At 63.2% G+C, this 19,064-nt stretch carries 15 protein-coding genes; 4 read left to right on the top strand and 11 right to left on the bottom strand.

What is annotated here, in order from left to right; genetic code table 11:
- Nucleotides 1–199 precede the first annotated feature (199 nt).
- From ARGLB_RS05055 to ARGLB_RS05035, 5 genes are all read right to left on the bottom strand, one after another.
- Nucleotides 200–1,366 carry a low temperature requirement protein A gene (locus ARGLB_RS05055; protein ID WP_003799647.1) on the bottom strand — a complete coding sequence of 389 codons (1,167 nt, stop codon included), beginning with the start codon at nt 1,364–1,366 and terminating at the stop codon, nt 200–202.
- 347 nt (nt 1,367–1,713) lie between these two features.
- Nucleotides 1,714–4,086 carry a thiamine pyrophosphate-binding protein gene (locus ARGLB_RS05050; RefSeq protein ID WP_003799644.1) on the bottom strand — a complete coding sequence of 791 codons (2,373 nt, stop codon included), beginning with the start codon at nt 4,084–4,086 and terminating at the stop codon, nt 1,714–1,716.
- Between the two features lie 244 nt (nt 4,087–4,330).
- Complete coding sequence (locus ARGLB_RS05045; RefSeq protein WP_003799642.1) at nt 4,331–5,365, bottom strand: NAD(P)-dependent alcohol dehydrogenase; 1,035 nt, start codon at nt 5,363–5,365, stop codon at nt 4,331–4,333.
- On the bottom strand, nt 5,362–6,183 hold the full coding sequence (locus tag ARGLB_RS05040) for an iron-sulfur cluster assembly protein (protein ID WP_003799640.1): 822 nt from the start codon (nt 6,181–6,183) through the stop codon (nt 5,362–5,364). Before ARGLB_RS05040 ends, ARGLB_RS05045 begins: the two co-directional genes overlap by 4 nt.
- Nucleotides 6,180–7,226, bottom strand: a complete 1,047-nt coding sequence (locus tag ARGLB_RS05035) for an amidohydrolase family protein (protein ID WP_003799638.1) — start codon at nt 7,224–7,226, stop codon at nt 6,180–6,182. The genes ARGLB_RS05040 and ARGLB_RS05035 overlap by 4 nt, the downstream gene beginning before the upstream one ends.
- A gap of 162 nt (nt 7,227–7,388) precedes the next feature.
- On the opposite strand from ARGLB_RS05035, the gene ARGLB_RS05030 reads away from it, so the two are divergent.
- Entirely contained in the window at nt 7,389–8,894 is a 1,506-nt protein-coding gene (locus ARGLB_RS05030) for an AAA-type ATPase lid domain-containing protein (protein ID WP_003799636.1), read from the top strand.
- 130 nt (nt 8,895–9,024) lie between these two features.
- On the opposite strand, the gene ARGLB_RS05025 is transcribed toward ARGLB_RS05030, so the two are convergent.
- From ARGLB_RS05025 to ARGLB_RS05005, 6 genes are all read right to left on the bottom strand, one after another.
- A complete protein-coding gene (locus tag ARGLB_RS05025; RefSeq protein ID WP_003799635.1) occupies nt 9,025–10,134 on the bottom strand; it encodes a hypothetical protein in 1,110 nt (369 codons plus the stop codon).
- Nucleotides 10,135–10,212: 78 nt separating this feature from the next.
- Nucleotides 10,213–11,946 carry an FAD-dependent oxidoreductase gene (locus ARGLB_RS05020; RefSeq protein WP_003799632.1) on the bottom strand — a complete coding sequence of 578 codons (1,734 nt, stop codon included), beginning with the start codon at nt 11,944–11,946 and terminating at the stop codon, nt 10,213–10,215.
- A 21-nt stretch (nt 11,947–11,967) separates the two neighbouring features.
- Nucleotides 11,968–12,231: a UBP-type zinc finger domain-containing protein gene (locus ARGLB_RS22650; protein WP_003799630.1), complete on the bottom strand. Its 264-nt coding sequence runs from the start codon at nt 12,229–12,231 to the stop codon at nt 11,968–11,970.
- Nucleotides 12,232–12,323: 92 nt separating this feature from the next.
- Nucleotides 12,324–12,896, bottom strand: a complete 573-nt coding sequence (locus tag ARGLB_RS05015) for an HdeD family acid-resistance protein (protein WP_003799628.1) — start codon at nt 12,894–12,896, stop codon at nt 12,324–12,326.
- 65 nt (nt 12,897–12,961) lie between these two features.
- Nucleotides 12,962–13,831, bottom strand: coding sequence for a S1C family serine protease (locus ARGLB_RS05010; RefSeq protein WP_003799626.1), 870 nt, complete (start codon nt 13,829–13,831; stop codon nt 12,962–12,964).
- A gap of 393 nt (nt 13,832–14,224) precedes the next feature.
- Nucleotides 14,225–15,841, bottom strand: coding sequence for a PucR family transcriptional regulator (locus ARGLB_RS05005; protein WP_043418024.1), 1,617 nt, complete (start codon nt 15,839–15,841; stop codon nt 14,225–14,227).
- 310 nt (nt 15,842–16,151) lie between these two features.
- On the opposite strand from ARGLB_RS05005, the gene dnaK reads away from it, so the two are divergent.
- The 3 genes from dnaK to ARGLB_RS04990 form a co-directional block, all read left to right on the top strand.
- On the top strand, nt 16,152–18,050 hold the full coding sequence (dnaK, locus tag ARGLB_RS05000) for a molecular chaperone DnaK (protein ID WP_003799621.1): 1,899 nt from the start codon (nt 16,152–16,154) through the stop codon (nt 18,048–18,050).
- A gap of 8 nt (nt 18,051–18,058) precedes the next feature.
- Entirely contained in the window at nt 18,059–18,589 is a 531-nt protein-coding gene (locus tag ARGLB_RS04995; protein WP_003799619.1) for a nucleotide exchange factor GrpE, read from the top strand.
- Nucleotides 18,582–19,064: DnaJ domain-containing protein (locus ARGLB_RS04990; protein ID WP_003799617.1), on the top strand; the 483-nt coding region annotated here is incomplete at its 3' end. The genes ARGLB_RS04995 and ARGLB_RS04990, both read left to right, overlap by 8 nt.

The raw sequence follows: 19,064 nt of genomic DNA, 5'->3' as shown, positions 1-19,064 counted from the left end.
AATGGCAGCCCTCCTGACGGGCACCCTCGGCCGGGTGTTCCGACTAGAACATGCCAACTCGGCCGTCTCCGTGCAACGGGACCCGGGCTGCGAAAGATATTACGCTGCGACGCGGGACAGCGGGGGACGGGACAGGCAAAATGTCCTCTTAGGCTGTCAATGCCGGCCCAGGATACGTTCCCTGGCATCGAATAGGCCGTCAGCGGGCTCCCAGTTGCGTTCGGCGGCGGCGTCGGTTCCCGGCGTCGGAAACTGCTACGCCCATGAGGGGAAGAACGGCCCCCATAGCGGCAACGAAGGCCGGGAGGAGAAAGCTCAAGCCTGCCAGGCCCGCCAAGGCTCCGATGCCGACGAGATCAGACGGTTGGCGGTGGCCCAGCACCCGTCGAATAAAAAAGCCCCGACCGGCAAGGAAAAGAGCCGGCCCACCATACAGAAACAGGACGGTGGCCAGATCAGGGCGGGCGGCCGGATCGCTGATCACGAGCTGATCACCAACCGCCACCAGGATCAGGCCCGCCAGCAACACGAGCAAGGTGTTGCCCGCTAAAATACCGGGCCGGAAGTGATCGTCGACAGAATCAAGCTTCTCCAGAACCTCCTGCTCGAGGCCGTGGAAGTAGCACCACCAGATCGCGACGCTGCCGGCCAAACTGACGGTCCCGGTCAAAAGTATCAACGGGTCCTCCAGGTTGCCCGCTATGGCCAGGCCGCTTGAAATGATCGTCTCGCCGAGTGCGATCACGTAGAACAATGCGAAGCGCTCAAAGATCCTCTCTCCCGGGACCGGGACCTGGCTGCCTTCGGTTTGCTGGCCCGGCAGCCGGTGCGCCAGCATATGGCCGCCCAGATCGATCGCGGCAGCGACACCCCAGAGCACCAAACGCGGCCCCGGGCCTAAGAAGGCGCCGGCAACCCAAAACGGCGCGCTCATACACCCCCAGATCAGCGTGCGCACGAAATGGTTGTGGGTGGTCCGGTCAAGTCCGACAGTAAGCATCCACGCACCTCGGCCAAGCTGGACCAGCAGATAGCTTGCAGCAAAGAGCCAGCCGAAGGCGCCGAACGCTGAGCTGATTGAGGCGTTCATGAACAGTGAGACAAGCATGACGATCAGCAGCATCCACTGGACCTGAAGCCGCGAAGTGTCCAGCAGCGTCGCCGCCCAGGTCGTGTACACCCACACCTTATAGACACCAAGGAGAAGCACAAACGTCTCCCCGGCCCCCACCCACGAGGGATGCTCCAACAAATGATGGGACAGTTGCGATAGGGCGAAAACAAAGACCAGATCGAAAAACAGCTCGAGGCGCGAAACGTCCTTTCCGGAAGTCGTGGAACGCATCAGCGACCTGGCACGGATCATCTGTATCCTCCACTGGCCTTCAGGAGCGGACGGACGCCCCCCTCCTGTTGTCGAAAAGACTGACGACGGTCAGCAGAGAAGTCAAGGGGGAACTCGGCAGGGACTATGGCCTTGACGCGGCGATTCGCCAGCAGCCCGTCCTCCTTCGCACGGAACGTGCGGTTAACGCGGGCCAGCGTCTGCATCAGTAGCGCCCCTTGAGCGGCCGATCCGCTGACTCGAGGGCTTGGCCGCTGGAATACCGGGCCCAAGCCCTCGCACCCTAGGCTAAATTAGCCAGTGACGTGGCCCCTCTTCCTGACCCGACAGACGAATGTCTCCCGCCCCCGTACCGTTGACGGTCGATGCTAGCGCACCAGGTTCAGCGCCGCGTTGACGATGGATGCTTCGTCGATGCCGTGGATCCGGTATGCGTCGTGCAGATCAGAGGACTGCCCGAAATCCTTTACTCCCAGGGAGACTGTGCGGTCGCCACGGGCTCCGGCCAGGAAGGACAAAGTGTGGGGGTGCCCGTCCTGGACCGTGACGAGGGGCGCGGGTGCGTGTCGTGGAAAGAGGCCGTCTATGATGTCGAATCCAATCGCCGGGGTTCCTTGGGTCAGTGAGTTGCGGCGCTGGAGGGATTCAAAGACCAAGTCAGGGCTGGTGAGGCAGACGACCCCGGCCATGATGCCAAGTGCCTTCAGCCGTGCGGCCGAGGCGATGACTTCGGGCATGATCGCCCCGACGCCGACCAAAGTGACCCTGTCCTCGACCGGGTCGTGGTCGCTCAGCCGGTACCCGCCGGCCACCGCATGCCTGCGGCGCCGCTCCAGCAGCAGGGGGTCCGTCGGGATGGCAGCCTGAGCCTGGTCCAGTGGACGGGTGGTGAGCCGGAAGTAGGCTGAGCGTCCTCCGGGAATGCCGGTCCGGCTCATGGCTTCGAGCATGCACCATTCCAGATCCTGGGCGAAGGCTGGCTCCCAGGCTGTGCACTCGGGTTGTTCCAATCCGATGGACGGAGTAGTGAGGGACTGGTGCGCGCCGCCCTCCGGTGCCAGGGTCACCCCTGACGGAGTCCCGATCAGGATGGACTGGCCCCCGGCGTACATGCCAAAGGACCACGGTTCGAGGGCGCGGGCCACGAACGGGTCGTAGATGGTGGCGAGAGGAATCAGCGGCCGGCCCCAGCGGCTCCAGGTCGTTCCGAGCTCGGAGACCAGGCCCGCGAGGTTGGTTTCGGCGATGCCGAGTTCGATGTGTTGGCCGCGGGAGTTTTCAATCCAGCGTAGGACCCGTTCCTGGTCGTCCGCGAACCAGTCCTGGCGTTCGCCGACAGACCAGACTCCGGTTTTGTTGATCCAGCCGCCGAGGTTCGTGGAAGAGGCAACGTCGGGGCTGCAGGTGACGACACGGTGGGCCACTTCCGGCGCTGCCCTTTTCAGGTCGGACAGGAACCGTCCTAATGCGGCTTGGGTGGAGATTCTGTCGCCGTAGCCCCATGGCAGGGAATCCGGGATTTGGAGGGACGGGGCCAGTGCGCGTTCCGGGCGTTTGAGCCGGAGGGATGTATTGGCGCAGGCCCGTTCTTCGACGGTGCCCGCCTGGAATTTGCGCCATGGATCGCCAAGGTCCATCCCGGAGGCCTCGGCGAGCTTTTCCATCTGATCTTTGGTCAGGAGTGCTGAGTGGTTGTTCGGATGTCCTTCGGTCGCAAGGCCGCGGCCTTTGGTCGTGTAGGCAAAGATGACGGTGGGCCGGGTGGGGTCGACCTGGTTGTAAGTGTCGAGCAGCAGTCCGATGTCGTGTCCGCCGAGATCACGTACTGCCGCAGCCTGTTCCGCGGCCGTGAGCGAACTGAGCAGGGTTTCCATGGCAGGGGTCGAACCGCTGGCGCACAGGCGCTGGAAAATCTCCGGGTCGGGGGAGCGGAGCAGGCGCTGGTATTCCTCGTTTGGCATGGTCTCCAGCCGGCGGTGTAGATCCGCACCGCCGGGACGGGTGAAGAGTTCCTGGACATGGGTTCCCCACTTCCGGGTTAGGACCTGCCAGCCGGCGGCTTCAAACATGCCTTGCAGGCGCATGATCTGCGAGTCGGGTACCACCCGGTCCAATGACTGCCGATTCAAATCAACGATCCACAGCAATTCGCCGAGTTGCGCCACTGTCGGGTCGGCGACAGCTTCCCAGATGGCGCCTTCGTCCAGTTCGGCGTCGCCCAGAAGTCCGATAAAGCGACCGGATTTGCGGGATTCAGCGTACCTGTCGCTGACGAAGCGGTGTGACATGGCCGCCCAGATGGTGGCAGTGGCCCCGATACCCACACTCCCGGTGGAAAAGTCCACCGTGTCAGGATCCTTTGACCGGCTGGGGTAACTCTGCATGCCGCCCTTCTGCCGAAGGGTGCTGAGTTTGTTTTCATCCAAGTCGCCCAGGAGGTAATTGATTGCGTGCAGGACAGGGGAGGCGTGGGGCTTGACTGACACACGGTCCGCCGCAGTCAGCTCGGAGAACCAGAGGGAGGTCATTATTTCCACCATGGAGGCGCTGGAGGCCTGATGTCCACCGACCTTGATGCCGCTGGTGTTGGGGCGCCCGCGGTTGGCGGCATCCACGATGGCGGCGGCGGTCCAGCGCACCCGTTGGGCGATACTCTCCAGAACTGCTGTCCCGGACGCTGCATCCTTAGGAACAACGGTGCCCGGGTGCGCCGCTGTGGTCTGAAATTCTTCCACCCTCATGATGGTCTCCTGTAACAAGTATGCGTTCGGCGCCGAACGTCGGTCCTTCGATGATGGATAGGGGGTACGGTCTGGGGTTTCCGGTGGATTCTGTTCTCCGGCCGGACGGACGGGCCGGTGTGGATCGTCTGCGGGTGGTGTAACGACGGGTGTGGGAGCCCGCCAACGGCCAGCGCGCAGGGGACTTGCAGCCTCTTTATCGATTCTCTCTATTTGTTGATGCGTCGAGCCCTCCGGTTGTTCGTCAGGGAACGAGGATGGCCCGGCCGCGCACTTTGCCTTCGTTGAGGTCGCTGATCGCCTGTTGGAAGTCGTCGAGGGCATATTTCTGGGTATGAAGAGTGACGGCACCCCGTGCTGCCAAGGCCATCAGGTCCTGAAGGTCGTTGTAGGAGCCGACGAGGTTGCCGATGATGTTGATCTCGGCTGAGACGATGTCGATGGTAGGGACGTCGATATTCTCGCCGTAGCCCACCACGTAGTAATCCCCTGCCTGGCGCAGCATGGCGATGCCTTGGGCGGTCGCGCCGCCTTCGCCAACGAAGTCGATGAGTGCCTCGGCTCCATGACCGCCGGTGAGGGCAAGGACCTGCTCGACCTGTGACCCGTCAGCCAGGACGCCCTCATGTGCTCCGATCTTCTTGGCCAGGTCCAAGGCGGCAGGGTTACGGTCTACAACGATGATGCGGGCCGGTGTTAGCGCTGTGAGGACTTGGCTCCCGATGTGGCCGAGCCCTCCGGCGCCGATAACAACGCATGTGTCCCTAGCGGTCAGCCGCTTGGCCGCCTTAGCGGCCGCGTGATAGGCGGTAAGGCCGGCATCGGCTAGGGCTGCGACGTCGGCGGGTTCCAGCGAGTCGTCGATTTTGACGACGGAGCGGGCGGATGTCAGGAGGTATTCGGCGTATCCGCCGCTGGTGTCGATCCCAGGGAACCTGCTCTGCTCGCAGTGCACGTCGTCCCCGGAACGGCAGGCACGGCACAGGCCGCACGTGATGAGGGGGTGCAGGATGACTTTGTCGCCTTCCTTCACATTGGTAACGGCGCTACCGACTGCGTGCACCCATCCGGCGTTCTCGTGGCCGATGGTGTATGGCAGGTGGACCTGCGATTTTTCCGCCCACTGGCCCTCAAGAATGTGTAGGTCGGTCCGGCAAACCCCGGCTCCCCCGATTCTGACGACGACATCAAAGGGGCCTGTGACTTCGGGGACCGGCACTTCTGCCATTTTCAGGCCCTTGTGGTAGCCAACAACCTGGACGGCTCGCATGGTGCTCACGGGTTAATCTCCTTGACTCTTAGCGGAAGTAGTTCTTGGTGGTCTGCGGGCTCAGCGCCATCGGGCCGCGCGCTCTGGTCCGCGCCGGAGCCGGCGTAGCGTGTCCGCAGCAGGCCGCGGCAGAAGTGCGCATTGCCGTCAATGGAAATGCGGGTGGAACGGGCCCGACGCAGGGCCATCGGGACGTTGTCGGGCATGTAGGGTACGCCGTTATGGTCAACGAGGACGACGGCGGAAGGTTGCGTCGGCAGCCCAAGCGCCGTCCGCCGTCGTACTAGAGCGTCTTTGGTCCGGCCGGCGGGCAGGTCACCAAGCCGTACCGTCCCGACGCTCTCTTCTGCCAGTGTGGGATCGGCCCGCAGCAGTTCGGTGAGGCAGCGCTCCATCGCGGCGGTGTACGCTTTGCGGCGGAACGTCCACCGCAACTCCTCCAGGCTGTGCTCGGCTTCCTGTCCGAAGGTGCCCCGGTACCCTGCGTCGGCCGCAAGACCAGCGTTGATGAGGGCAGAGTCGTGGTGGTCATCGAGCTCAACCACCACCCTCGCCACCCCGGGCAGCGCCGAGATCACGTCCTTGCTGTCGGAGGCCATCAGGTAGGCGAAGTTCGGCGAGCAGAACGACGTGGGCAGCCGCAGGTGCACGGTCACCACGGCACCGGCCAGGGAGCCGGTGATCTCGAGCGAACGGACGAAGCCCAAATCCGTGATGGGCTCGTCCAGCTCCGGATCCAGCACGGCCCCCAGCGCCTGGCGGACGTCCTTGGCGCTCACCGCCACGTCCCTGTGCCGGAGGGTGCGCTCCGTCAGTGCCGCTGTCATACCGCCGCCGCCAGGTCGGCGCGTTCCGGCTGCCGCGGTCCCGTCTTAGTCTCGTCCGCGTTGGGGAGCTGGAGCTCTGCGGGCACCGGGATGTCGTACATCTTAGCCGCGTTCAGTCCCAGGATCTTTTTCTTCTGGTTCACGGTGAGCGGTGCGTACTCGGTCATGTCTTCCGGGATCTGGAAGTCAACGAAGCGCTCGATCAGCCAGCGGGGCGACCAGATGGCGTAGTCGCTGGAGAACTGGATCCGGTCCTCGCCAATCCAGTAGATGAGCTCGCCGATGATCTGGGCGAAATACCGTGGCCGGGTGTGCATGAAGGGCATCGCGACGGCCAGGCCGCCATGAACGTTGGGTTCCTGGGTGGCGATCCAGCAAAAGTCTTCCAGCCGGGGCAGACCGACGTGCTCCACCACAAAGTTCAGGTCGGTGAAGTCTGAGGCGGCGTGGTCGACGTCGGCGACATCGAAAGCGTCCCGGTCCAGCGGGCGGACGGTAGGGCCCTTGTGGATGTGGATGTTCTTGATGCCAAGCTTGCGGCACTCCTCGAAATACCGGTAGGACCAGGGATCAGAGAGCTTGTACCCGCGGGACTCGCCGCGCCATTCGGCGGTGTAGAGCTTGACCCCCTTGAACTTCATCTTCTCGTGGTCGGCGCGGAGCCGGTCAAGGCCGGCCTCGCCTTGGCGCGGGTCATAACAGTGGTTGTAGGTGAGCTTGCCCGGATTCGCCGCGGCCAGGCCGTACGCCTCCTCCACCTGCGCGAATCCGTTCTGGTAGAACGCGCCGAGATAGGCCGGCTGAAAGATCGCGTGGTCCACGTAGCCGTCCTCGAACAGATCCTGCATAAGGCGTTCGCCGCCCTGGTAAAGGAATTCCTCGTAGGACCAGTGTTCCTCTTCAGGACCGAGGTTGCGGTGGTAGTCGTAGAAGCAATCGATGAACTGCTTGCCCTGGATATTCCGCTGATTTTCCGGGCGGGCGTCCCACAATGCGATGTGGGCGTCGACAATGAAGTAGTTTTCGCCGTCTTTGCTATACATGTCCGGTCTCCTTCTGGCGACTGCCGTAGTCGCCACATCATCGAGAGTAGGCTGGTGGAACAGCTGTCAACATGTGGCGTGTGTCTCATTTTGAGACGGTTCTCTTCCCGCTGGGACCGCGGGACAACGTAACCTCGAAGTATGGAGACGAGTAGGACGGCGATGATGCCGAACAAGGACGAGGGGATTGTCAGCCCGGCGCGCGATTACGCCCGCCAGCTCGCCACTCCTGACAAGCGCCTCCTCGCTTCCTGGCAGCGGAGCGAGGAATATGGCGTTTCCGCCGAAGTAGTAGATCCGATGTGGGCTGGCTCTGCGGGGACTGACTCCCTGTTTTTTCAGTGCGGTCAGGAAGTGCTCACCGGCCTCTACAGCACTCTGGTGAACGAACCCTTGAGCCTTATGCTCACCGATGCCAACGGCTTGCTCCTCAACCGCTTCAGCGGAGACACCTCCCTTTTGCGGGCGCTCGACAAGGTCCATCTGGCGCCGGGGTTCGCATTCTCCGAAAGGGAGGCCGGGACCAACGGCATGGGATTAGCACTGGCGGACCGCATCCCGACCCTTGTCCGCGCTGAAGAACACTACAGTGCCAGCCTCCGGACTTACACCTGCGCGGCAGTTCCTGTCTTCGATCCGGTCAGCGGATTGCTGGAAGGGAGTGTCAACATCACCACATGGTCCCGGTCATCCCCGCAATTGCTCCTGGCGTTGGCAGAATCAGCTGCGGGCAACACCTCGGCCCTGATGCTCGCAAGGTCGCAGGGCCGCAAAGAAAAGGCCGGACCAAAGGGCGGCGTCTTCCGCATCCAGAGAGGCAAACTCGAGCCAGCAGCCGGAACAGTGCGGAAAATGTCCTCAGTTTGGACAAACGCCCTCGATCAGGCGTCTCAGGCCTTGGCGGCCGGACGGGTTGTTGCCGCCGTAGGCGAGCAGGGTACGGGGCGCGCAACTCTGCTGGCGCAGGCCTTGCGGCGAATTCACCCCGCGAGCCGTATCATCTCAGCGGCCGCCCCCGCGCCCGGCGACGTCGACGCCTGGCTGTCCTTGTGGGCCCCCGAACTGGGCAAACCAGCAACCGCTGTCATAGTCGAAAACGTAGACCTGTTGCCCGCGTGGGCAGCACAAGAACTCCACGCCCAAGCCCGCAGCGCAGTTCGGGCACTTCCCGTCTCCCAGAGCGGGAGCGCGCCACCGCTAGCCTGGGCCGTTACAGCTGCGAAGCACGACGGCATCCCGCAGCCCTTGGCAGGCATGGTCGATACGGTGATTTCCGTTCCCGCCCTGCGGGAACGCGGCGAGGATGTCCTGCACTTGGCCAGATACGCTGCCCGCCAAACCCGCCTGCGGGAAATCAACTTCACTCCCGCCGCAGAAAAAGCATTGTTTGCCCATAGCTGGCCGGACAACATTGACGAGCTTTTCAACGTCATCCACGCCGCCGCTGTCCAGACGGAGACCATCGACGTCAGCCATCTGCCTGCATACCTTCTGGGTGGGGGGAACAGCCCGCACCTGACTCGGATCGAGGCGATGGAACGTGATGAGATCGTCCGCTGTCTCTCCAAGCACGGGGCTACAGTAAGCGGGGCGGCAGCCGAATTGGGCATCAGCAGGGCGACCATCTACCGCCGCATGGCCAGACTGGGTATCACAATCCCCAAGTAGGCAGCCCCGGCACAAACGCCCGGGGACGTGGTTGGCCTCGCGATCCACTGCAAGCAAACGGTTAGCACTCGCCAACTTCGAGCGAGAGCCACGCGCAGGGGCATTCAGGGCTGCTTCCGGCAGTGCCGGATTATTCGCCCTCGGCGACCGACTGGCGACGATGACGTTCCCGTTGGCCGTACGCCGCCCGAAGAATGTCGTCCTTGGACTCGAATCCCGAGCCCAACGCTCCACCGATGAGCGCCGCTGATGTCGTCATCCAGGCCACTTCCACAAAATCCCAAACAGCCACGGGATGTTGCAGGGTCAGTGCCAATAGGCCGTCGTCGATGGTAAAAGCCGCGGCCAACAGCACGACCACGAACAGCAGGACGTAGCTGATCACGACGCCGATCATCAACGACCACACTGTAGAAGTGTTATACAGGGAAGCCTTGTATCGTTCGAGGAGATCGTCGCGCCGGGGGCTTTCCCACAGATCGTGTTGGGTGATTATCCAGAACACCATCGAACTGATAGCAAGAACCGTCAGCAAAGCCAGCCTCGGCGCCCCTAGCAGGTCTGCGAGTTGCCAGATTGTGTTCGTGACAAGCGCAAAGGCGCCTGTGGCGATCGCGGCCGCCATTGCGCTTCTCAATCCGAAGACCAGCCGCCACGGACGGTTCGCCCGCAGCATGCCCGCCAGCAACCGTCCGCGGCCGAGGCGGGGTGCCGAGACGTAGCGGAACCCAATTGGCCCGTCGTCAAGAACCGCGGTCTCGATATGCCGCGATTGGTGCAGTGAGGGCGGACCGAATTCGCTGATGTCATCGTCCGGATCGAAGTGGCGGTGTATGGCCCACGCGAGGTCGGCGACGGCAGTGCGGACCCGGCGGTCGATGTTGACGGCGCCGAGCGCGGGCACGGAAACCAGGGAAATCGACTCCCCGAGCGCGACTTCCGCGACCACAGTGCGGCCTTCGAGACGAATCGGAAGATCGGTCAGGCAGACCATGACATCCCATGCTCGGCGGATCCGGTGCGCTGCCAAGGAGTCCAGCATCGGCGCCAAGCCATTGCCAGCCGTAAAATCCTGGTACTCGATGATCACGGACCAGTCGTGGCGCTCATCGGCAAGGTTGAGCAGATGGCCCACTTCGCGGCCGTTACGCTCGGCAAACTCGGCGGTGACCTCCGGTTCGGCGAGCACGCCCAGCGTACGTGCACTGGTGGGGTTCACGTCACCTGAACTTTCCGGCACGCGCGGCCTCCTACGGTTCAGTGCCCATGCTTTATGTCACACCTAGGGCAGGCACTGTCCTGCCACTTTCGCTGCCGTTCACCCGCGCACACTGGCCGGTCCATTCCGAAGGAGACGCAGGTGCTCGTGGATCATGGCCACTGCCGTTGAGCCTTCACCGGCCGCGGCCGTTACGCGTTTCACTGATCCATGCCGGACATCACCGGCCGCGAACATGCCGGGGACGCTGGTTTCCAAGGGTAGCCGGCTGCGGCCCAGATGGCTGAACTCAGAAGGAAGCTCCTCGAGATCAGCCCCGGTGAGAACAAAGCCGTGGTCATCCAGGGCGAGCGTACCCTGCAGCCATTCTGTGTGCGGCTTGGCCCCGATAAAAATGAAGAGGTACCGGGAGTCGAAGGTGCGGTGTTCGCTTGTGGCTCCCAGTTCCACGATGATCCGTTCAAGGGCGCCTGAACCGGCTACTCCCACGATGGTTGCCCCCAGCAGCACCTCTATGCCCGGGTTTTGTTCAATCCGTTCCGCGAGGTACCTCGACATGTCCGCGCGGAGGTCCGCCCCGCGCACCAACAGCCGCACTGGTGCTCCCGTTCCGGCCAGGAAAAGCGCGGCCTGTGCCGCTGAGTTTCCACCGCCGACGACGGCCACCGGCTGCAGTCCGCAGAGCCTGGCCTCATGGACAGTGGCGGCGTAGAAGACACTGATCCCCTCGAATTCCTCCAGCCCGGGGACTGTCAGTCGGCGGTAATGCACCCCGGTAGCGAGCAGCGCGGCCCGTGACACTGCGGGGCCGCCCTCGTTGAACTCGGCGCGAAACTCGCCGTCCCGCAACGCGATGGTGCGAGCCCTGCAGGCCACGTTGATCTGGACTCTGAACTTTCGGGCCTGAATGATCGCTCTTTCAGTGAGTTCTCCACCGGAGATTCCGGCGGGAAACCCCAGGAAGTTCTCGATCCGCGGGGATGTGGCGGCCTGCCCACCTATCGCAAAGGCTTCTTTGAGGACGACGGACAACCCGTCGGACGCCGCGTAGACGGCGGCCGCGAGGCCGGCCGGGCCGGACCCGATCACCATGAGATCGTATGAGCCAGAATGCTCTTTCACCATCCGCAGGCCCATGGCGAGGGCCAGATCTGTGTTGGAGGGGTTTCGGAGGACTTGCGAGGCGTTTAGCGCCACTGCGGGCAGGTCAGTCTCGAGGATCCCGGCCCGGTTCAGGATCGTCTGCGTCTGCTCGTCCTCTTCCAGATCGACCAGCCGGTGAGGCAGGCGGTTGGCGGCCGCAAATTCCAAGAGGCGAAGCGTGTCACGGCTGAAGCGGGATCCAATGATGCGGATGCCCGCGCCCGCGCTGATCAGCAGGATTCGGCGCTGCAGGTATGCCCGCAGGATGGTCTCGCCTACCGCGGCGTCCGTCAGCACCACACGGCGCAGATCGTCCCCGCGAATCTGGAGCACTTCACCGGCCTCGGCGGTCACAGTGCTGAGAAAGGCCGGTTGCCCCTCGACCAGGCCCAATTCCCCGAGGAACCGTCCGGGACCGTGAACTTCGAGGATTCGCGTGCCAGTGCCCGCTTCGGCAGGCTGCCTGCCCCCGGCGGCGTGCAGTCCCTCCACGACCAGTACCGTGCCTTGCAGTATGACGAAGAAGTCAGTGTCGAGGTTTCCCTCGTGAATGAGGATTTCGCGGGCCTGAGTGGCCCGCCTGGTGCCGACACGGCCTAACAATTCGATTTGGGCCTGGCCGAGCCGTGGATAGGCGCCGGAGTCATCCGGCGTTTCGGTCAGGGTCGAGCGTTCGACAGGTTCCATCATTTGGTCGCGCCTTCCGGCACTCTAGACGAACGTCTCATGGGGGTAGCACCAGCGCCAATCCTCGCCGGGCTCCAGGGAACGAACGATTGGGTGCAACTCGTTGGCGTGGGCCCTGGCGTGCCGCATGGGTGAGGAGTCACAACACCCGACGTGGCCGCAGGTGAGACATAAACGCAAATGAACCCAGGCAGTGCCCAAAGACAGGCATTCCTCACAGCCCTGCGGTGTTCGCACGCGAACCGGACGAATCCGTGCCAGATGCGGATCAGGAAATCCGGGAATCATGTTGGCTCCTTTGTCGGTCCGACCGTCCGGGCTCAGGCAGAGGGATCAGGCCCTCCCGCAAGCCCGAAGGCCTTGCCCCCGTTGACAGGCTTTTAGCCCATCGAGAGCCTTGTATCGGGGCTTTCGCCCAGCCGGCGCAGTCCGGTTCCGGAGGCGATCAGAAGTATTCCGAAGAGAATTGCGAAGGACGAGAGCAGACCCAGGAGACTCAGGATGCCTGGGCCGGGAAAGATGACTAGGAAGAGGCCGAAAAACGTGGTGACGATGCCTGTGATCAGCCAGAGCCACCACAGCCCAACCGTCCTTTTGACTTCGAAGGCGAGGGCCATCTGGGTGATACCGAGAATAACCGCCCACACGCCGATTACGAGTGCGAGCGAAAGGGCGGTGATGCCCGGCCAGACGAACGCGACGAGGCCCGCGAGCACGGAGATGATGCCGCCTACCAGTTGCCAGGCGGACCGGCGCCTCTTGCGCGTGAGGTAGTGCACGATGTTAGTCACGCCGTCAAAGACAGCGTAGATTCCGAAGAGGATCACCAGTGCGAGTACGGACGCATCGGGCCAGACGACAACTAAAATGCCGAACAGAACGGCCGCAATGCCCCGGAGAATCAGCGCAGTTCCTGATCCCTTAAACAATTGTTGTGGCAGTGTTTCAGACATAGCCAGACCTCTGATTCTGGAAATGGTTCGCTCGTAACTTGCCGGCCGGGGCCTTCGAACAGGGTCTATCCTTTTGCAGTGCTCCCCAGCGTGACTTTCGCTGACCTTGTTTCTTGCCCGCGCTGGTACCCGACGTCGGACTGCTGCCCCGGGTCCTTCTTGCGGACAGCGGCCAGGAGATCGGTCACACTGGCGATCTTCTGCCCGTCGAACTGGGTGATGATGTCTCCTGGCTGCAGTCCCGCTTTGGCTGCCGGTCCTCCTTGGGCGACTTCGATGACCAGCGCGCCCGATGTCGTGGGGAGGCCAAAGCGGCTTGCGACCTCAGGAGAGATGTCGGTCGGAATAACCCCAAGGACCGCGTGCGTGGCCACCCCGCTCTTCAGTATCTGGTCCGCTACATCGATCACGGTCGCCGCGGGAGTTACGAACCCGATCGAGACGGCGCCCGAGCTGGGCGGCAGATAGGCTTCTGAGAGCCCGATGATCTCCGAATTGCTGTTGACCACGGCTCCACCGGAATTGCCCGGGGAGATGGGCGCGTCCGTCTGGATGAGGTCGATTAGCCCCTGCGGTGCTCCCTCTGACGGTGGCATATTGCGGTGAAGTGCGGAAACGATGCCCGCCGTGACGGTCTGCTCCAGCCCCAGCGGACTGCCAATAACAACCGCCAGCTGTCCAACTTCGGGAAGCGTCGTCGAGAACTTGGCGGCCGGAAGGTTGTCCCGGTCAGCCTTCACCACAGCCACATCGGTTGGGTCGTCAACTCCGACGACGGTGGCCTGAGCCTGAGATCCGTCCGCGAAGCGGATCCGGACGCTCTTGAACGGCTTCTTTTGCTGGTCCTCCACCACGTGGGCGTCCGTGACAATGGTGCCGTCGCTGCGGTAGACCACTCCGCTGCCGATGCCGCCTGATGTCTGGATCGTGACCACAGAGGGCTCGACCTCTCTGACTATCCCAGGAACGGCTGAAAGGTCCCCTGTGGAATTGGAACCCTCAGCGCTGGCGGATTGTGATGCCGGAGCCGGAGGCGAACCTGTGCACGCTGATCCGAATATGAGCAACCCAGCGCCGAGAATGGCGGTCCACGCCCTCCTGCGTCCTGGAGACGGGCGCGAGGCCTTGCCCTCGGCGGCTGTTGGTCTGCTCATACTCATGGGATTCCCGCTGCCTTCTCTGGCTGTCTACGGCAACATATTTCAGTTTGAGTCTCCTCCGCCGTCATCGCGCACGCATGGCCCCGGGACGCCTAAAAACCGCCCGTATTTGACTCCCTCAGGTCCAATCGCAGGCAACTGGTGGGCGCTTCAGCTTGATCTGATCCGTCAACGCTGCCGTGCTGATCGCAGGCGCCAGGCACGCGTGGCAACGTGCAGGTTGAGGCGGGTTTCGGGGTCAGCAAGGTCAAAACCGGTGATCTGCCGGATAGATTTGAGCCGGTATCGCAACGTGCTCCGGTGAATGGCGAGGCTGTCGGCCGTGCTGTCGTAGTTGCCGCCGTGATCCAGATACTGCGCCAAGGTGTGCACCAGATCGGATCCCCGGCGGGCGTCGTTGCTCTGCAGTGCGCCTAACCACTCCTCGACGTAGCCGGGGAGGTCAGTTTCGCTGCCGGGCATGTCCAGGATGCGGTAGATCCCAAGTTGGTCGTAGCGCGTGAGCCCGTAGGGGTCGATGGAATGTACCCGGGTGTGCAGCGCACGCAGGGCCTCCGCGTAAGAGCGTGGGAGCTGGGTGACATCGTGGCTCGGACCTCCGATGCCTACAGCTCCGGTAGCGCTGCGCAGAGTCCTTGCCGCAACGGTAAAGAGCTCTGTGTCGAGAGGATCTCCGGCAGCCACGGCAAGTGTTATGTCCGAACGCCGTGAAACGAGCGCAGGGGTCTGGAGCTCCCGCAGCGTCCTGCGCAGGGCGACCACGACCGTATCGTCCGTTCGAAGAGGTTGCCACTGAGCGACGATGACATGCTGCGGACCGGTGATGTCATATCCCATTGCCTCGGCACGCGTGGCTGCGGTCTCTTCATCCATTCCGGACACCAATTCATACACCAGGTCGCGCCCCAGCTTCAGTTCCAGCTGGGCAATGCTGCGGCGGTGCGACAACTCGACCTGCAAGAGCCGCGTTCCATACTCCAAGGCGAAGACATCGTCGGCCGTGTAGGGTCTGCCGTTCTCGAGCAAGCACATTGCGCCGAGCACGTCAGTGTCCGGAAGAACCATCGCCACGAGCCTTCGGGGTTCTTTGACTGGCAAACCGAAGGCGAGCCAGAGCTGCACCGTCCGCGACCTCTCGGCCGCGCTGGGCCGGGGGTACGGGCGCCCGGAGTTGGTGCCGGCCGTGGCGCGGATATTGCCGAAACCGTCCTCAGTGCAGACGGGACGTCCCGTCAGCACTGACAGCACTTCCGCGATAAGGGACTCCCTCGACGTCGTTTGTCCGAGGGGGGCGGTGAGAGTGCCATCCAGGGCGTTCTGGATCGAGGTTCGGGTTTCGAGCTGCAGTACCGTCTTCGAGAGGATACGCAGGCGATCGTCCCTGTCGCAGGCATTGGAGAGCAGGGCCGTGTGCTCCTGCTGGTGTGCTCCTGCCGTTTCCTCAGCTGGGCCGGGGGCAGTTGTTCTGGCCGTTGCGCGTAGCTCGATCATCTGGGTGGGATTCGGAGCCGTGCTGGCATATAGGACAAGGCATCCGTTCAGTTCTCCGCTATCGCCAAATGTGGAGAGCGCATATCGCCACGCCGGGCCTGTCGTGGTGAGTGTGGCATCCCTGACTTGGAGCGGGCGGACACCGCGGTCGTGGGTCATCGGCGCCCTATCGGGGCTCGAAAGCAGGTGGCCGTCCACCACAAGATAGCGAGCTGCTACATGGCAGAATTCCAGTGCAGAAATAGAGTGTGCGGCCTTGCCAAGAATCTCCTCGGCCCTCAGTCGATCGAACATTTGGTTGACCTGCCAGTCTCTGGGCACAGCTGAGGGACTCGTTCGTGGACAAAATGTGTGTAATAAACCCTGTCTTCGCAGGATACGCCTGTGGAACCTATCCTGATAGGTCAATTCCTCGGAGCATATTTGGACCCCTGAGGGCATGCCGTCGCTCCCGCGCAAGGGGCAAACTCAACCCTATAAGGCCCATGACAAAAGCCCTGTGAGCCGCCTGGCCCAGCAGGACAGGGCGTGGAGTCATGTGGTGTAACCTCGGGCGGACGTCGCCACAGGACCGGTCGCGCGCCCTCTAGGACCGGAGTGAGTCATGGCCAAAGCAGTGGGAATTGATCTTGGAACAACCAATTCGGTGATCGCCGTCTGGGAAGGAGGGGAGGCCCGCGTTATCCCCAACGCCGAAGGAGCCCGGACCACTCCGTCGGTTGTCGCGTATACGGACAACGGGGAACGGCTTGTGGGGCAATTGGCCCGCCGGCAGGCGATTCTGAACCCCAAAGGAACCATCACGTCGGCTAAGCGGTTTATCGGCCGACACTATGACGAGATCTCGGATGAGGCCAAGGCCGTGAGTTTCGACGTCGTAGCGGACGACAACGGCGTGGCGCGTTTTCAGGTTCAGGGTAAGAAAGTAGCACCTGAAGAGGTAAGCGCACTTGTTCTCCGCAAGCTAGTGGACGACGCCGCGAAGCAGCTGGGCGAAAAAGTGACGGAGGCCGTCATCACGGTGCCCGCGTACTTCAACGACGCACAGCGGACCGCGACCAAGGACGCGGGTAAGATTGCCGGGCTCGAAGTCCTTCGTATCATCAATGAACCGACTGCAGCGGCCCTGGCCTACGGCATCGATAAGCGTCAGCACGAGACGGTTTTGGTTTTCGACCTGGGCGGCGGAACCTTTGACGTGAGCCTGCTGGATGTGGGGGACGGCGTTGTGGAGGTCCGCTCCACTGCGGGTGACACGCACCTTGGCGGAGACGATTTTGACCGCCGCCTTGTCGATTACCTGGCCGACGACTTCCAGAAGGAGGCGGGCATTGACCTCCGGTCGGACGCCCAGGCGTTGCAACGCCTGTTCGAGGCTGCCGAGAAAGCGAAGGTCGAGCTGAGTTCTGTGACCCAGACCCAGGTGAACCTTCCCTTCATCACTGCCGACGCCACGGGCCCCAAGCATCTGACGACCACCGTTAGGCGCTCCGTTTTTGAAGACATCACCCATGACCTGGTGGAACGCACCATGGATCCGGTCAAACAGGCCATGACGGACGCCAAGGTCACCGCCAACGACATCGATGAAGTGATTTTGGTCGGCGGCTCCACCCGCATTCCCGCTGTGCAGAACGTCGTCCGGCGCCTGACCGGCGGCAAAGATCCCAACATGAGCGTCAATCCGGACGAAGTCGTGGCTGTCGGTGCGGCGATCCAGGCCGGCGTGCTTAAAGGAGAGGTCTCGGACGTCCTGCTTCTGGACGTTGTGCCGCTTTCCCTGGGTGTCGAGACCCGCGGCGGTGTGATGACAAAGATCATCGAGCGCAACACGACCATCCCCGCACGGCGCAGCGAAGTGTTCTCCACCGCGGACGACAACCAGCCCGCCGTGGACGTGGTGGTCTTGCAGGGGGAGCGGGAACTGGCGGCGGATAATCGGGTGCTGGGCCGGTTCCAGCTGACCGATATCCGGCCAGCGCCGCGCGGAGAACCGCAGATCGAAGTCACGTTCGATGTGGATGCCAACGGCATTTTGAACGTGACCGCCCGCGACAAGGACACGGGCAAAGAACAGGGCATCACCATCAGCGAAGGCTCCAACCTCGACGCCAAGGAAGTCGAGCGCATGATTGCCGAGGCTGAGTCCCACAGAAGCGAGGACCTGCAGAACCGGGAGCGGATCGATACCCTCAACGAACTCGATGCAGTGGCCTACCGCGTTGAGCGGGCCGTCAATGAGCTAGGTGACGCAGTCCCGGTGCACGACAAGGCCCGGGCGGAACTGCTGGTTGGTCAGGCGCGAGACGCCGTCAGCAACCAGGCAGACGTTGGCACCGCGAGGGAACTGATTTCCGAGCTTCAGCAGCTGCAGTCGGCGCTGAGCGCCTCGGCTGCCTCCGCGGCCACCGCAGGGGCGGGTCAGGAATCCGCATCTCAGCCCGCAGCGTCCAACGATGTAGATGAGGATGACATCGTCGACGCGGAATTCGACCGCGGCTAGGAACGGCCATGAGCGACCAGGCAGGGCAGGCTCCAGGAAGCAACGAGGCAGAGGCTGCCACACTGGGTGAAAGGGAAATCAAAGCGACGGATCAGGCGGACGCGCTGGCCAAAATGGAGGACCTGTGGCGCCGTGCGCTGGCTGACGCAGACAACGTCCGAAAGCGCGCCGCCCGGGACGGCGCACAGTTAAGGGCACAGGAGCGCGCAGCGGTCTCGTTGGCGTGGCTGCCTGTCCTGGACAATCTGGAACTGGCCTTGGCTCACGCCCCGGCTGCCGGGGACCCGCTCGTCGATGGCATAGCCGCAATCCGATCCCAGGCCATCGATACCCTGTCCCGCCTTGGCTACCCGCGGATCGACGCCGAGAACGTTTCCTTCGACCCGCGGATTCATGAGGCGGTCAGTGTGTCGGAAACGGACGAGGCTCCCCCAGGGACGGTGCTGACCGTACTGCGCCCGGGCTACGGCGGCACGGATACCATGCTCAGGCCAGCGTCGGTTGTTGTCAGCCGGGCGGTGAACGCTGATCGTGGCTAAGGACCCATATTCCGTTCTCGGCGTCTCCCGGACGGCGGACGCTGACGAGATCCAGCGCGCCTACCGCAAACTGGCGCGGAAACATCATCCGGACGTCAATCGCGATCCGGAGGCCGCTGACCGGTTCAAGGAAATCGGCGAGGCCTACAGCACTCTTTCCGATCCCGAAACGAAAGCACGCTACGACCGTTTCGGCGCCGATTACCGGCAGTATGCCGGCAGCGGTGCCGGACCGGCCGGGGGCAGTCAGCGATGGGGGTCCGGCGGCCCGCGGCCGGGCCCGCGGCCAGGACGTGGCGGATACGGCAACGTCGACATGGGTGGCGACGTCGATTGGGAGGACCTGCTCGGAGGCTGGATTCGGCAGCAAGCAGCAGGCCCGGCGCAGGGGGCGGACCACGAAGCCGAGCTTCGGCTGACCCTCGAAGAGGCGATTCGTGGCGGACGGCGCACCGTCCGCCTGGCCCAGCCGGAC

It is taken from the genome of Arthrobacter globiformis NBRC 12137, from assembly GCF_000238915.1.
Taxonomy (GTDB): Bacteria; Actinomycetota; Actinomycetes; order Actinomycetales; family Micrococcaceae; genus Arthrobacter; species Arthrobacter globiformis.
The sequence above is the reverse complement of the archived record's forward strand: the minus strand, read 5'-3'. Positions and strand labels throughout refer to the sequence as shown.

What these genes read in the sequence shown, in the direction of transcription:
- ARGLB_RS05055 (WP_003799647.1), bottom strand. Translation starts at nt 1,366, where the DNA reads ATGATCCGTGCCAGGTCGCTGATGCGTTCCACGACTTCCGGAAAGGAC.
- ARGLB_RS05050 (WP_003799644.1), bottom strand. Translation starts at nt 4,086, where the DNA reads ATGAGGGTGGAAGAATTTCAGACCACAGCGGCGCACCCGGGCACCGTT.
- ARGLB_RS05040 (WP_003799640.1), bottom strand. Translation starts at nt 6,183, where the DNA reads ATGACAGCGGCACTGACGGAGCGCACCCTCCGGCACAGGGACGTGGCG.
- ARGLB_RS05035 (WP_003799638.1), bottom strand. Translation starts at nt 7,226, where the DNA reads ATGTATAGCAAAGACGGCGAAAACTACTTCATTGTCGACGCCCACATC.
- ARGLB_RS05030 (WP_003799636.1), top strand. Translation starts at nt 7,389, where the DNA reads ATGATGCCGAACAAGGACGAGGGGATTGTCAGCCCGGCGCGCGATTAC.
- ARGLB_RS05020 (WP_003799632.1), bottom strand. Translation starts at nt 11,946, where the DNA reads ATGATGGAACCTGTCGAACGCTCGACCCTGACCGAAACGCCGGATGAC.
- ARGLB_RS22650 (WP_003799630.1), bottom strand. Translation starts at nt 12,231, where the DNA reads ATGATTCCCGGATTTCCTGATCCGCATCTGGCACGGATTCGTCCGGTT.
- ARGLB_RS05015 (WP_003799628.1), bottom strand. Translation starts at nt 12,896, where the DNA reads ATGTCTGAAACACTGCCACAACAATTGTTTAAGGGATCAGGAACTGCG.
- ARGLB_RS05005 (WP_043418024.1), bottom strand. Translation starts at nt 15,841, where the DNA reads ATGTTCGATCGACTGAGGGCCGAGGAGATTCTTGGCAAGGCCGCACAC.
- dnaK (WP_003799621.1), top strand. Translation starts at nt 16,152, where the DNA reads ATGGCCAAAGCAGTGGGAATTGATCTTGGAACAACCAATTCGGTGATC.
- ARGLB_RS04995 (WP_003799619.1), top strand. Translation starts at nt 18,059, where the DNA reads ATGAGCGACCAGGCAGGGCAGGCTCCAGGAAGCAACGAGGCAGAGGCT.